Annotated in this window: 10 protein-coding genes; 8 read left to right on the top strand and 2 right to left on the bottom strand. The window is 41.2% G+C overall.

What is annotated here, in order from left to right:
- Positions 1–154: 154 nt before the first annotated feature.
- Positions 155–1,681: a BspA family leucine-rich repeat surface protein gene (locus GO009_RS07840; RefSeq protein WP_163625660.1), complete on the bottom strand. Its 1,527-nt coding sequence runs from the start codon at positions 1,679–1,681 to the stop codon at positions 155–157.
- Positions 1,682–1,883: 202 nt separating this feature from the next.
- On the opposite strand from GO009_RS07840, the gene GO009_RS07845 reads away from it, so the two are divergent.
- From GO009_RS07845 to GO009_RS07870, 6 genes are read left to right on the top strand one after another with little or no spacing between them, the layout of a single operon-like run.
- On the top strand, positions 1,884–2,333 hold the full coding sequence (locus tag GO009_RS07845; protein WP_163625661.1) for a MarR family winged helix-turn-helix transcriptional regulator: 450 nt from the start codon (positions 1,884–1,886) through the stop codon (positions 2,331–2,333).
- Positions 2,334–2,349: 16 nt separating this feature from the next.
- Entirely contained in the window at positions 2,350–4,776 is a 2,427-nt protein-coding gene (locus tag GO009_RS07850; RefSeq protein ID WP_163625662.1) for a 3-hydroxyacyl-CoA dehydrogenase/enoyl-CoA hydratase family protein, read from the top strand.
- A gap of 33 nt (positions 4,777–4,809) precedes the next feature.
- The gene (locus GO009_RS07855; RefSeq protein WP_163625663.1) at positions 4,810–5,169 is read left to right on the top strand and encodes a four helix bundle protein; all 360 of its coding nucleotides are present in this window, start codon (positions 4,810–4,812) and stop codon (positions 5,167–5,169) included.
- 50 nt (positions 5,170–5,219) lie between these two features.
- Positions 5,220–6,413, top strand: coding sequence for an acetyl-CoA C-acyltransferase (locus tag GO009_RS07860; protein ID WP_163625664.1), 1,194 nt, complete (start codon positions 5,220–5,222; stop codon positions 6,411–6,413).
- Between the two features lie 37 nt (positions 6,414–6,450).
- Positions 6,451–6,804 (top strand): four helix bundle protein, encoded by a 354-nt coding sequence (locus tag GO009_RS07865; RefSeq protein ID WP_163625665.1) that lies wholly within the window; start codon positions 6,451–6,453, stop codon positions 6,802–6,804.
- A 40-nt stretch (positions 6,805–6,844) separates the two neighbouring features.
- Positions 6,845–8,650 (top strand): acyl-CoA dehydrogenase family protein, encoded by a 1,806-nt coding sequence (locus tag GO009_RS07870; protein ID WP_163625666.1) that lies wholly within the window; start codon positions 6,845–6,847, stop codon positions 8,648–8,650.
- 311 nt (positions 8,651–8,961) lie between these two features.
- Here the strand turns inward: GO009_RS07870 and GO009_RS07875 are convergent, their stop codons facing one another.
- A complete protein-coding gene (locus tag GO009_RS07875; protein WP_163625667.1) occupies positions 8,962–10,761 on the bottom strand; it encodes a glycoside hydrolase family 15 protein in 1,800 nt (599 codons plus the stop codon).
- Between the two features lie 103 nt (positions 10,762–10,864).
- Here GO009_RS07875 and GO009_RS07880 point away from each other — a divergent pair, with 103 nt between their 5' ends.
- On the top strand, positions 10,865–13,075 hold the full coding sequence (locus GO009_RS07880) for a bifunctional alpha,alpha-trehalose-phosphate synthase (UDP-forming)/trehalose-phosphatase (protein ID WP_163625668.1): 2,211 nt from the start codon (positions 10,865–10,867) through the stop codon (positions 13,073–13,075).
- Positions 13,072–14,595: a nuclear transport factor 2 family protein gene (locus GO009_RS07885; protein WP_163625669.1), complete on the top strand. Its 1,524-nt coding sequence runs from the start codon at positions 13,072–13,074 to the stop codon at positions 14,593–14,595. The genes GO009_RS07880 and GO009_RS07885 overlap by 4 nt, the downstream gene beginning before the upstream one ends.
- Positions 14,596–14,627 lie beyond the last annotated feature (32 nt).

The following is a 14,627-nucleotide window of genomic DNA, read 5'->3' on the forward strand; positions in this document are numbered from 1 at the left end:
GCTCGTCTCCCGATTTGAACTGCTTCAGGAAATCGTCGTTGAACAATTCTTCTTTCTTCATAATGTGCAAATATTTAAAATTAGACAAAAAATTAGCGGGGGCATGCCCCCGCTAATTTTCTATTTACACACTTTATGAGATAGTCCTTTTATATCAATTGCCAGAGCAATCAACCATATCCGGCGGACTAGAGAATGCCCATTCCAATTCAATATTGAGTTTAAAGACCATTGCGTCCAATGCTTCTTGATTATCGCTGCAAAGACTCATTCCTTCAACACCCACAGGAATGTACGGTTCAAGGTTTGGATTGCTGGCCCAACCTATCATTGTATCTGAAAAGCTCTCTGGAGACATCCCTGAATCATTAAACATTCCAGTCATATCTTCAACACCTGCAATATCCCAAGCCCCAATGTTTTGGTTAAAAGACTGTGCATTTAAAAACATTTCTGACATATATCTAACATTCGCCACATCCCAGTCACCAATATCCGAATTGAATGATTCTGCTGCTCTGAACATTTCTTTCATATTTGTGACATTGCTGGTTTCCCACAAACCAATATCTCCATTGAAAGAAGTGGCCTCAGAAAACATTCTTTCCATTCTTGTTACATTACTTACATCCCAATCGCTTAAATCACCATTAAATTCATTTGCACCATGGAACATACCATCCATTCTTGTAACATTACTTACATCCCATTCACTTAAATCACTATTAAATGTATGGACCTCGGAAAACATTCTTGCCATACTTTTCACATTACTTACGTCCCAATTACTTAAATCACTACTGAAGTTATATGCGTTATCAAACATTCCATGCAGATTAGTCACATTACTTACGTCCCAATCACTTAAATCTCCATTAAACTTGTTAGCATATAAAAATGCATCAACCATACTTTCAACATTTTCTAGGTTTGGTATATCAGTAGCATTATACTCCATATAATGACACAATGCAAAAGCACTAGTAAAACTTTGCCAAACTATATTGCCCCACTGTTCTAAGCCTTTTAAGGTTCTCCTAATATGAATAGGTTGATCCCGCATCAAAATATGGGGGAAATCTCCTTGAATGGAAACATAATAGGTTCCTGCATTTGTATAAATGTGGGTTGGGTTTCTTGACGTCAGCTCTTCAACAGGAGAGCCATCTCCCCAATCAATTATATAATCATATTCAAGTTCCATTGATGTGCCCGTACCAATGGTTAACTCAAAATTACTGCTCGATATTTCCCATTTGGTAATAAAGGATTCGGGGTCTTCAACCATACTGTCGAAAACGTTGGTAACAGTAATTGTCATTAAACCATTTCTAACCTGTTTACCGTCGGATACTGATACAAGAATAGTATGTTCGGTAGATACTTCATAGTTCAACTCTTTGCCAGGAGCAAGACTTATTACTCCCGATTCCGTAATTTCAAATAAATCATTATCACCATTTTGTGCAATACTAAAAATAAGAGTATCCTCATCTTTATCTGTGGCAGTAACAACTCCGATTTTTTCCGAATCAGAAATATCTTCAGCAACCGTAAAGCTCTGCGCCTCAATTTTTGGAGCATTGTTTTTTTCTGTTGCAGGGGTTGTGCCATCATCCTTACCACAGGACCATAGCAACGCCAGCGAAATAATCGTACATAATAGATTTTTGATATTCATAGTTAATGTTTAAGTGAATCGTATTTTCACAATATCCAATATTCATGCTGTTATTTTAACTACGATCTGACCGATGCCCCATTTGAATTGATGTATGAAGTATTCTTCTCAATTTTTGATAAAAAAACATCAATACTTAACCTAAATTTATTATGCATGCATAATAAATTTTTCATATATTTGAGAACACCAAACCAGTTCTATGAAAGATTTGACCATTGATCATGCCCTTAGGGCCACCTGGCAGGCCGTTAGCAAAATGTACAATGAGGAAGCTAAAAACTATGGGCTTACAATGGCCATTGGATTTACCTTATTGAGCATTGACCCAAAAGGAGGTACTCCGAGTACCACATTGGGACCCAAAATGGGGATGGAAGCAACTAGTTTGTCCAGGATCTTAAAAAATATTGAACAAAAAGGATACATACAACGTAAACGTAACCCTAAAGACGGACGTGGGGTTCTGATTTATCTCACACCGCTGGGTTTGGAAAAACGGGGAGAATCCAAAGAAGTGGTATTGCGTTTCAACGAAGTGGTCAAAGAGCACACCTCTCAAGAGGATTTGGTGGGCTTTTTTAGAGTTATTGAAACCATCAACAAGCTGATAACTGACAAGAAAATCTATACAAAAACAACTAATAATTAAATTACAAAACTCGCACATGAAAAGGCATATAAACAAAGTTGCCGTAATCGGTTCCGGAATAATGGGAAGTGGCATTGCATGCCATTTTGCGAATATTGGGGTCGAGGTCCTATTGTTGGACATTGTTCCCCGCGAACTTACCGACAAGGAAAAGGCCCAAGGACTTACCTTAGAAGATAAAGCGGTCCGCAATCGTTTAGTGAACGATTCATTGGCCACTGCCCTCAAATCCAAACCCTCCCCTATTTACCACAAAAAATTTGCAGATCGTATTACCACAGGAAACATGGAAGACGATATTTCCAAAGTGGCCGATGTGGATTGGATCATTGAAGTGGTCGTGGAACGCTTGGACATCAAAAAACAGGTATTTGAAAACTTAGATAAACACCGCACACCTGGTACTTTGATCACTTCGAACACTTCTGGAATCCCTATCCGATTTATGAGCGAAGGAAGAAGCGATGATTTCCAGAAGCATTTCTGTGGCACGCACTTTTTCAACCCAGCACGTTACTTAAAACTTTTCGAAATCATTCCTGGACCTAAAACTTCACAGGATGTTTTGGACTTCCTTAATGGCTATGGTGAACAATTCTTGGGGAAAACATCAGTCGTTGCTAAGGACACACCCGCATTTATCGGTAACAGAATCGGAATCTTTAGTATTCAGAGTTTGTTCCATGCCGTAAAAGAAATGGGCATGACGGTTGAGGAAGTCGACAAACTCACTGGACCAGTGATCGGACGACCGAAATCCGCCACCTTCCGCACCGTAGATGTAGTAGGACTGGACACCTTGGTGCACGTGGCCAACGGAATCAGTGAAAACTGCAAGGACGATGAGCGCCACGAATTGTTCCAGTTGCCGGATTTTATCCAATCCATGATGGACAACAAATGGTTGGGAAGTAAAACCGGACAAGGTTTCTATAAAAAAGTTAAAGGGGACGATGGCAAGAGCGAAATCTTGACCTTGGATTTGGACACCATGGATTACCGCTCCAAAAAGAGTGCAAAATTTGCCACTTTGGAACTTACCAAGACCATTGATAAGGTCATTGACCGTTTTCCCGTTTTGGTAGATGGCAAGGACAAAGCAGGTGAATTCTACCGAAAGAGCTTTGGAGCACTTTTTGCCTACGTTACCCATCGTATTCCTGAAATTACGGATGAGTTATACAAGATAGATGACGCCATGAAGGCTGGCTTCGGCTGGGAACACGGCCCATTCCAAATTTGGGATGCCGTTGGGCTCGAAAAAGGACTTGAATTCATTAAGGCTGAAGGTTTGGAGGCTGCTTCATGGGTGTCCGAAATGAAAGAAGCCGGAATTGATTCCTTCTACACCGTTAAAGAAGGGAACACCTACTTCTACGACATCCCAAAAAACCTGCCTGCCGGCAAGGCAGGAACCATGGAAAAAGTTCCGGGCCAGGATGCATTCATCATTTTGGACAATATCAGAAAAACCAAAGAGGTCTTTAAAAACAGTGGTGTTGTTATCGAAGATTTGGGCGATGGAATCCTGAACTGCGAATTCCAATCCAAAATGAATACCATCGGTGGCGATGTACTTGCTGGTTTGAACAAAGCCGTAGATCTAGCAGAAAAAGATTTTGCAGGATTGGTGGTTGGTAACCAAGCTGCCAACTTCTCTGTTGGTGCCAATATCGGAATGATTTTCATGATGGCTGTGGAACAAGAATATGATGAGCTGAACATGGCCATCAAAATGTTCCAGGACACCATGATGCGCATGCGATATTCCTCTATTCCGACTGTTTCTGCCCCTCACGGTATGTGTTTGGGCGGTGGTTGCGAACTTTCGCTCCATGCGGATAAGGTGGTGGCCGCAGCAGAGACCTACATTGGTTTGGTGGAATTCGGTGTAGGTGTAATTCCCGGTGGAGGTGGTTCCAAGGAAATGGCGCTACGTGCTTCCGACACCTTCAGAAAAAACGATGTGGAGCTCAATGTACTTCAAGAGTACTTCCTCACCATCGGAATGGCCAAAGTATCAACTTCGGCTTATGAGGCCTATGACTTGGGCATCCTTCAAAAAGGAAAAGATGTAGTTGTGGTCAACAAAGACCGTCAGATTGCAACAGCAAAAGCGTATGCTAAACTGATGGCCGATGCAGGCTATACCAAACCGGTTAAACGAAAAGATGTCAAGGTACTTGGAAAACAAGCCTTGGGTATGTTCTTGGTAGGAACGGACTCCATGGAAGCTGGACATTACATTTCGGAGCACGACAAAAAGATTGCCGACAAATTGGCTTACGTAATGGCCGGTGGCGACCTTTCTGAAGCAACAATGGTAACCGAGCAATATCTTTTGGACTTGGAACGAGAAGCATTTCTATCCCTTTGTACCGAAAGAAAGACTTTGGAACGTATCCAACACATGTTGAAGACAGGAAAACCACTAAGAAATTAGATTTCGGACAACTAGAATCTAGAAATTAGACAAATGGCAAGACATAATTTTAAAAAATTAAAGGTTTGGCAAGATGGTATTGAATTTGTGAAAGATAGTTATAACCTAACAAGAACTTTCCCTGATTTTGAACGATTCAATCTTGCAAGTCAAATGAACAGATGCGCTGTATCCATACCTTCAAATATTTCGGAAGGTTCTAGCAAAAGTACTGACAGACACTTTAAAAAGTTTTTAGAAAACAGTCTTGGTTCTGCCTTCGAATGGGAAACACAATTAATAGTTTCATTTAACGAAGGGTATTTAGATAAAAACGATTTCAAAGCATTAGAAAATAAAATACTACAAATTCAAAAAATGTTAGGCAAGTTTATTGATAATCTAAGCGATTAGTCTAAACTCCAATCATCTAGATTCTAGATTCCAAAATAATATATAAAACTATGAACAAACAAGCATATATAGTAAAAGCATACAGAACAGCCGTGGGCAAAGCACCAAAAGGTCTGTTTAGGTTTAAGCGCCCGGACGAACTGGCTGCCGAAACCATAGAACACATGATGAAAGAGCTTCCCCAATTGGACAAAAAACGTATTGATGACGTTATTGTGGGAAATGCCATGCCCGAAGCCGAACAAGGTTTGAACATGGCTAGGCTCATCTCACTAATGGGACTGGACATTGATGATGTGCCAGGGGTGACCGTGAACCGGTATTGTGCATCCGGATTGGAAACCATTGGTATCGCTACGGCCAAAATCCAATCGGGAATGGCGGATTGTATCATCGCTGGTGGTGCGGAAAGCATGAGCTACATCCCTATGGGTGGCTACAAACCAACACCAGATTACGCAACTGCCAAAGAAGGGCACGAAGACTACTATTGGGGAATGGGGTTGACTGCTGAAGCGGTTGCCAAACAGTTCAAGGTATCTCGCGAAGACCAAGATGAGTTTGCCTACAATTCACACATGAAAGCGTTAAAAGCGCAAGAAGAAGACCGTTTTCAGGACCAAATTGTTCCTATCGAAGTAGAGCACACCTTTGTGAACGAAGCTGGTAAAAAGGAAACAAAAAATTACACCGTAAACAAGGATGAAGGTCCAAGAAAAGGCACCAACATACCAACCCTAAACAAGTTGAGACCAGTTTTTGCTGAAGGTGGTAGCGTAACTGCAGGTAACTCCTCACAAATGAGCGATGGAGCCGCCTTTGTCATGGTTATGAGCGAAGAAATGGTAAAAGAATTGAACCTTGAGCCCATTGCCCGATTGGTCAACTACGCAGCTGCAGGTGTAGAACCAAGAATTATGGGAATAGGCCCTGTAAAAGCCATCCCAAAAGCATTGAAACAAGCTGGAATGAAACAGGATCAAATAGACCTTATCGAGTTAAACGAAGCCTTTGCATCGCAATCGCTTGCCGTTATTCGAGAACTTGGGCTGAACCAAGACATTGTAAACGTAAACGGAGGCGCCATTGCACTCGGTCACCCGCTGGGATGTACCGGGGCCAAACTATCTGTCCAACTTTTTGATGAAATGAGAAAGCGGGACATGAAAGGCAAATACGGAATGGTAACCATGTGCGTAGGTACTGGGCAAGGTGCCGCGGGGATATTTGAATTTCTTTCTTAATATTCGAAAAGAGATAAGAGAAAAGAGAGGGCTTCAGATGAAAAGACACAATTATAAAAATTTGAAGATTTGGTCACTCGGATTGGAAATAGCAAATGACATTTCTGATTTGCTTCTCAACTTTCCCAATCATGAGCGATACGATTTAAGTACCCAAATAAGCAGATGTTCGGTTTCAATGCCAAGCAATATTGCAGAAGGATCTTCGAGAACTGATAAATCTTTTAAATATTTTATTGATGTTGCTTTGGGGTCTTCTTTTGAACTCGGCACACAACTTTTAATAGCAAAACATCGGAATTATATCAACACTGAAAATTTAAACAAACTTGAAGACAAGATAGAAGAATGGCAAAAGATGACCATGGGGTTTCAAAATGGATTGAGATAAGTCTCTCTTCTATTTTCTATCTTCTTTAATCATTAAAAAAATGGAAACAACAGAAAAAGACATACTGAGAGGAGGTCAATTCTTGGTCAAAGAGACCAAATGTGAGGACGTGTTCACCCTTGAAGACCTCAACGAAGAACAAAAAATGATGCGCGAAAGCACCAAAGAATTTGTAGACCGCGAGCTTTGGGCACATTGGGAACGCTTTGAGAAAAAAGACTACGCATACACCGAAGAGTGCATGAAAAAAGCTGGAGAACTCGGTCTTCTAAGTGTTGCTGTACCCGAAGCCTATGGAGGTATGGGCATGGGATTTGTTTCCACTATGCTGGTCTGTGATTACATTTCAGGCGCCACGGGATCTTTTAGTACAGCATTTGGAGCGCATACTGGAATTGGAACCTTGCCCATTACATTATATGGAACCGAAGAGCAAAAACAGAAATACGTACCCAGATTGGCTACAGGCGAATGGTTCGGAGCTTATTGTTTGACCGAGCCAGGAGCGGGTTCCGATGCAAACTCGGGTAAAACAAAGGCCGTCCTATCCGATGATGGCAAATATTACAGCATTACAGGACAGAAAATGTGGATTTCCAATGCCGGTTTCTGTAACCTGTTCATTGTTTTTGCCAGAATCGAAGATGATAAAAATATTACAGGCTTCATTGTTGAAAATGACCCGAAGAATGGGATTAGTTTAGGTGATGAAGAAAAGAAATTGGGGATTCACTCCTCCTCTACCCGCCAAGTATTCTTCAGCGAAACCAAGGTACCCGTTGAAAATATGCTTTCTGAAAGAGGCAATGGGTTCAAGATTGCCATGAACGCACTAAATGTGGGCAGAATAAAATTAGCTGCAGCATGTTTGGAAGCCCAACGCCGTGTAATCAACGAAGCCACAAAATATGCCAACGAACGTGTTCAGTTTAAAACTCCGATTATAAACTTTGGTGCTATTAAGGCCAAGATTGCAGATATGGCCACCAATGCTTATGTGGACGAAGCTGCCTGTTACCGTGCCGCAAAAAATATCGAGGACAGAATCGCCATTCGCGAAGCCAATGGAAATTCACATCAAGAAGCAGAGCTTAAAGGTGTTGAAGAATATGCGATTGAGTGCTCCATTTTGAAAGTGGCCGTATCTGAGCACGTACAGCATACCACGGACGAAGGCATCCAAATTTTTGGAGGAATGGGCTTTAGTGCCGATACCCCAATGGAATCTGCGTGGAGAGATGCCCGTATTTCCAGAATTTATGAAGGTACGAACGAAATTAACCGTATGCTCTCCGTAGGCATGTTGGTTAAAAAAGCCATGAAAGGCCATGTAGACCTTTTAGGTCCAGCTACTGCCGTTGGTGAAGAATTGATGGGCATACCATCTTTTGAAACACCTGATTACTCTGAGTTACTATCAGAAGAAAAAGACTTACTGTCTCGATTGAAAAAAGTATTCTTGATGGTTGCTGGTAGTGCCGTTCAAAAATTCGGACCCGACTTGGAAAAACATCAAATGTTGTTGATGGCCGCTTCCGATATCTTGATTCAAATTTATATGGCAGAATCAGCTATCCTAAGAACGGAGAAAAATGCAAAACGCTTTGGTGAAGAAGCCCAAGCAACACAAATAGCCATGACCAAATTGTATTTGTACAGGGCCGTTGACATTATCCAACAAAAAGCTAAGGAAGGTATTGTCTCCTTTGCCGAAGGTGATGAACAACGTATGATGTTGATGGGGCTTAAACGCTTTACCAAGTATACAAATCAACCCAATGTAGTGAAGCTTAGGACGCAAATTGCTGATAAAGTCGCTGCAGACAACGGGTATACCTTTGACTAATTCAAATATGTGTTGGGATAAAAACCCACTTGGATTTGAAAACGCCCCGATTGGGGCGTTTTTTTGTTTTCTACTTCTATTTGATGCACTGTGTCAGGTCGAGCGCTCGCCTGCCAGACGGACAGGCAGTCAAGACCAAATTGAAATTTACGCTTTGAAAAATAATCAACTAGCAAGAAGATACGAGCGTGACGCTCGCACAAACGGGAGCACTTATGTCAGGTTGAGCGCAGTCGAGACCAATCTATGGCTCAGGCTTTTGTAAGACTTCTCGACTGCGCTTAAAACGACAATTATTTTATGCAAAAACTTTACTTGATGGATTCCAATATTTGCTCGTCTTTCTGTTTTTTGGAAAAGTTAATGGCACATTCAATTAGTGCTAAATGTGAGTAAGCTTGTGGGAAATTACCCAACAACCTTTTTGTTTTAAAGTCAATATCCTCGCTAAAGAGTCCCAAATGGTTACTATAGCTCAATAATCGCTCAAAATGTTCCAAAGCCTTTTCCTCTTCCCCTATTTTGAACAAGGCATTGATAAACCAAAATGTACAAATGGTGAATGATGAGGAAGGAAGCCCAAAATCATCTTCATTTTTATAGCGGTACAAAAGACCATCGTTGCTAAGCCCATCTTCTATGGCTTTGACCGTATTTACATATTTAGGGTCGCGCGCATGTATAAAACCATAAGGCTCCATCAAAAGTACCGACGCATCCAAATGGCGGGACCCATAACATTGCACAAAGGCATTGATATCATTGTTCCAGGCGTTTTCATGGATATCTTCCTTAATTTCCTGCTCAAGGGCCGTCCAGCGTTCCAGTTTTCGGGTTTTACCGAACATTTGGGCCACTTTTATAGCGCGGTCCAAAGCTACCCAACACAACACTTTGGAAAAGGTAAAATGTTTGTCTTCCCCACGGAATTCCCAGATACCTTTGTCCGGTTCCTTCCAGTGTTTTCCAACAATCCAAACAATTCCTTTGGTAATGCTCCAAAGTTCCTCCACATTCTCAATATCGTTGCTAAAGTTCTTTAACTGCTCATAAATCACATCCATCAAAATGCCATAAATATCATTTTGACGTTGCTTGTAGGCCGCATTACCAACGCGGACAGGTTTGGAGCCTTTGTATCCATCAAAATGATCCAAGGTCTTCTCTGTTAAAGTTTTTTCCTTGTTGATACCGTACATAATCTGGAGTTTCTCATCCTTGTCGGGCATCAAATCAATAATAAACTGAAGATAACGCTTGGCCGAGTTTTTATGTCCAAGCTCAGAAACAACTTTAATTACCATGGATGCATCACGAATCCAGCAAAAACGGTAATCCCAATTCCTAACCTCGCCAATGGTTTCGGGCAAGGATGTGGTGGCTGCCGCCAAAACCGCCCCAGTCTTGTCATAAGTCAACATTTTTAGGGTTATGGCGCTTCGTATAATTTCATCCTTGAATTTTTGGTAGTCCGGCGTTTTTGCAACCCAATCCAACCAATATACCTTGGTGCGTTCCAGTTCCAGCCCCATTTTATCCGTGGTCGGCATCAATATTTTTTCGTTGTAACGAATCAAAAAGTATCCGTCTTCCCCCAAACTTATCTCCTCGCCACCCAAAACGCGTTCCTTATCAAAAGATGTATATAGGAAAAGTGTATCGTATTTTAACTTATGGGTAAGGCTGGCAATAAAATCCTCTTTTACAAAATGTTTGGTTGCACCTAATCCATATTCCAATTTAGGGTCATATTTTACCATGAACTTTGGTGCACCAGAAATATATTTTACATAGCGGATAATCTCTGGCTGTGCTTTGTACTTCCCGTTCATTTTATGATGTCGGGGCATAAAGTCGTGCAGTTCAAAAACATTATTGCCCTCCGTAAAACGCGTAATCAAAATTGCGGTGTTTCTGTAATATTCCTGTTCAATGGTATAATCCCCTTTTGGATGGATTTCAAAACTGCCCCCTTTTTGCTCATCCAGCAACTTTGCAAATATCGACGTAGAGTCAAATTGCGGCAGACAGCACCAGTCTATGGAGCCTTCTTTGGAAATTAATGCCGCACTTCTGCAATTTCCTATAATTCCATAATTCAAGTTGTCCATAGGTCAAAAATTCTCAAAAGGGTTAGAATGAATTGGTTTTGCGCTCGAATTTCCCGAATTTTAAAGAAACAAAAAATTAAAATACGTCAAAAATCATCCTTTTATGGGCAAAACTATCATAATCTCAAATCGATTACCCGTTCAGTTACAAATTAGCAACGGAACCATTAATGCAATACCAAGTGTTGGGGGTTTGGCTACGGGGATGAAATCCGTACATAGCGGTGGCGAAAGTCTTTGGATAGGTTGGTCCGGGTTAACCGACGAGGACACACCCGAAGAACTTGAAAATGACATTGATAAAGCCTTAAAAGAACATGGCTGTGCCAAGGTAAAGCTCAATTCCGATGAAATTGATGGCTTTTACTACGGTTTTAGCAATAGAACCATTTGGCCCCTGTTCCATTATTTTTTGAAGTATTCCGAGTTTGAACTGAATTATTGGGACACCTATAAAAAGGTAAACCAGAAATTTGCCGATGCCATTATAGAAAATTCGGACGAGGACGACACTATTTGGATCCATGATTACCAATTGATGCTGGTTCCACAAATGGTGCGTGAAAAACGTCCCGATACTACAATCGGATTCTTTTTACATATTCCCTTCCCCTCTTTTGAAATATTCCGAACATTGCCTTGGCGTGATGAAATTTTGGAAGGATTGTTGGGCTCGGACCTTATAGGTTTCCATACCTACGATTACGAAAGACACTTTCTAAGCTCAGTACGAAGGCTTATAGGATTGGATGTAAGTTTCAACGAGATTTATTTGGACAATCGGGTCATTAAAGTGGACTCCTTCCCTATGGGAATTGATTACAAAAAATTCAGGGATGCCGCAATCTCGCATGGATCCAAAAGCCAAGATGAACGAAGTGACCTCCAAGTTAGGTTGGACAACCATAAAGCCTCGGCTCCAGATACCAAGCTCATCCTTTCCATAGACCGATTGGATTATAGCAAGGGCATTGCAAAACGTATCAATGCTTTTGAGTACTTCCTTCAGAAATACCCAGAATACAAAGAAAAGGTGAGATTGATCATCCTAGCTGTGCCATCTCGTTCAAACGTACCTCAATATCAGCTGTTAAAAAGAGAAGTTGATGAACTGGTCGGAAGGATCAATGGGGAGTTGTCCACCATAAATTGGACCCCGATCTGGTACTTTTACCGTTCCTTGCCTTTCGAAAACTTAATCGACCTTTATACTTCAAGCGACATTGCATGGCTTACACCGCTCCGAGACGGAATGAACTTGGTCGCCAAGGAATATATCGCCACTCGAACGGACAAATCCGGGGTGCTTATTTTAAGTGAAATGGCTGGTTCCGCTTACGAAATGAACGAAGCCCTGTTAATCAATCCCAATAACTTTGAGCAACAAGCGGACACCTTAAAAAGAGCCTTTAACATGCCCATGGAAGAACAAGTGTCCAGAAACACCTTTTTACAAAAAAGATTGGAACGCTACAATGTGGAGGTCTGGGCCAACGAGTTCATGAACGCCCTAAAGGAAAACAGAGATTTGGGCCAAGCCTTTATTTCCGAAAAAATGTCACCACAAATCCTCATGTCCATTGAAAAAGCTTATACAGCATCGAAAAAACGCCTGCTGTTCTTGGATTATGATGGAACTCTAGCCGGATTTCATAAAGATCCACAACAAGCTTCCCCCGATGAAGAATTATATGAGCTGTTGGATGAATTGCACCAGCAAGAGAACACCACTATATTTTTAATAAGCGGAAGGGACAAGGAAACCTTTGGCCGTTGGTTTTTGCCCAAAAAATATAATATGATCGTAGAACATGGGGTGTGGATTTCCAGAAACGGTGATGACTTTAAGTTGCTGGAACAAGTCAAAAGCGGATGGATGAGCAAAATAAGACCTGTTTTGGAATCTTTCGTGGATAGGACCCCCGGCTCCTTTATCGAAGAAAAAAATTATTCCCTAGCTTGGCATTACAGAAACACCGATCCCGATTTTGGTGCAAAAAGAGCAACAGAACTCAATACTGTTTTACGTAGTTTAATCGGGAATGACGATATTAGCGTTTTGAACGGAAACAAGGTCATGGAGGTAAAAAGCAGCAATGTAAACAAAGGTAGGGCCGCCACGAGAATGTTGAGTGAAGATGATTATGACTTTGTATTTGCCATTGGTGATGACTGGACGGATGAATTTATGTTCCAAGAACTGCCCGATTCGGCAATTACCGTAAAAGTGGGACTCAAAAAAACACAGGCCAAATACCATGTGGAAAACACCAAAAGGGTACGGCAACTTTTAAAACGTTTTACAAAACAATGACACGAGGTTTTTTTTTGATTTGCTCATTATTGGTAAGCGCTCTAGGGTGGGCGCAGACCGATACGGAGGTCTATCTTTTTGATCTCAAGGTGAAAAATGGAAAACCAACCCTGTCCAATCCAAAAAATATTTCCAACAATCCCGGTTACGACAACCAACCCTCTTTTTGGGATGATGATTCTGTTTTGTTTGCTTCAACAAGGCAAGACCAAACAGACATTCTTCAATTTAATGTGAATGAGGGCAGCACTTCGTCCTGGTTGACCTATACCACGGCTGGAAGCGAATATTCGCCCCTTCGCATCCCCGGCAAAAATGCCATTTCTGCAATTCGGTTGGATTTAGATGGCCTGCAACGTTTGTATGAGTATGACTTTGAAACAAGCGAATCCACCCCGATCACAAATCTAAAGATTGGATACCATGTTTGGTTTAACGATCACATTTTGGTAGCTACCGTTTTGATGGAAAATAGAATGGATTTAAAAGTTATGGACCTTGAAAAAGGAACACAAAAAACCGTTCACCAAAACGTAGGACGGTCGTTGCATAAAATACCGAGTACTGACCTTATTAGTTTTATAAGCAAGAGAAATAATACTTGGGAAATAATGTCTTTGGACCCCAAGACAGGTGAATCAAAGAAAATAACCAACACTTATGCCCAAGAAGAAGATATTTGTTGGTTGGATGAAAACACCATTATTACCGGAGCAGGCAAAAAACTTTTGACAAAAACTTTAGATTCAGATACTGACTGGGAAATCATCATTGAGTTTCCGCAAGAAGAAATCAATAACATCAGTCGTATTGCCATTAGCCCTAACAGCAAACGATTGGCATTTGTGGCCGAGGAATCGCCCGCAAAAATCATTCAAAAGCAGGTGAAGGCCTTTAACAGCCGAGATTTAGATGGATTTGTGGCCTGTTTTTCAGAAAATGTACTGGTGCAACGATTTCCCAATGAGAAAATGTATCAGGGCAATAGCACAATGCGAGACAACTACGAACGTTTCTTTGAAAACGTAAAATCCTCAAGCGTAGAAGTGGTGAACCGTATCATCCTCGGAAACACCATATTAGATGAGGAAGAAACCAAAGTAGATGGCAGGGACGGACACCAAGTCGCCATCTATCAAGTGGAAAATGGATTGATTGCTTCCATGACCTTTGTTTTCCCCGATGGGCCCTTGACCGATGCCGAAAGTATTGTACAGGAACAATTGGAAGCATACAACAATAGGGATATCGAGGCTTTTACCGATACTTATGCCAATACCATTGAACTATATAATTTTCCACAATCGCTCAATCTAAAAGGTAAATCCAAACTTGCACAACGGTACGGTTCCTTTTTTGAGAACACCCCGGATTTGCATTGTGAAATACAAAACAGAATCGTAATCGGAAACAAGGTAATTGACCACGAATCCCTAACCATCAATGGAATGCTTGTAAAGGCCATTGCCATTTATGAAGTGGAAAATGGCGAAATTGCCAAGGTTACATTCATCAAATAATTTTTATGGCATTTTAAACTAACTAAACCTCA

This window comes from Allomuricauda sp. TY007 (assembly GCF_010468565.1).
Taxonomy (GTDB): Bacteria; Bacteroidota; Bacteroidia; order Flavobacteriales; family Flavobacteriaceae; genus Flagellimonas.

Bases quoted from the DNA above. Each gene is read 5' to 3' on its own strand.
- GO009_RS07865 (WP_163625665.1), top strand. From the start codon at position 6,451: ATGAAAAGACACAATTATAAAAATTTGAAGATTTGGTCACTCGGATTG.
- GO009_RS07840 (WP_163625660.1), bottom strand. From the start codon at position 1,681: ATGAATATCAAAAATCTATTATGTACGATTATTTCGCTGGCGTTGCTA.
- GO009_RS07860 (WP_163625664.1), top strand. From the start codon at position 5,220: ATGAACAAACAAGCATATATAGTAAAAGCATACAGAACAGCCGTGGGC.
- GO009_RS07880 (WP_163625668.1), top strand. From the start codon at position 10,865: ATGGGCAAAACTATCATAATCTCAAATCGATTACCCGTTCAGTTACAA.
- GO009_RS07875 (WP_163625667.1), bottom strand. From the start codon at position 10,761: ATGGACAACTTGAATTATGGAATTATAGGAAATTGCAGAAGTGCGGCA.
- GO009_RS07845 (WP_163625661.1), top strand. From the start codon at position 1,884: ATGAAAGATTTGACCATTGATCATGCCCTTAGGGCCACCTGGCAGGCC.
- GO009_RS07855 (WP_163625663.1), top strand. From the start codon at position 4,810: ATGGCAAGACATAATTTTAAAAAATTAAAGGTTTGGCAAGATGGTATT.
- GO009_RS07885 (WP_163625669.1), top strand. From the start codon at position 13,072: ATGACACGAGGTTTTTTTTTGATTTGCTCATTATTGGTAAGCGCTCTA.
- GO009_RS07850 (WP_163625662.1), top strand. From the start codon at position 2,350: ATGAAAAGGCATATAAACAAAGTTGCCGTAATCGGTTCCGGAATAATG.
- GO009_RS07870 (WP_163625666.1), top strand. From the start codon at position 6,845: ATGGAAACAACAGAAAAAGACATACTGAGAGGAGGTCAATTCTTGGTC.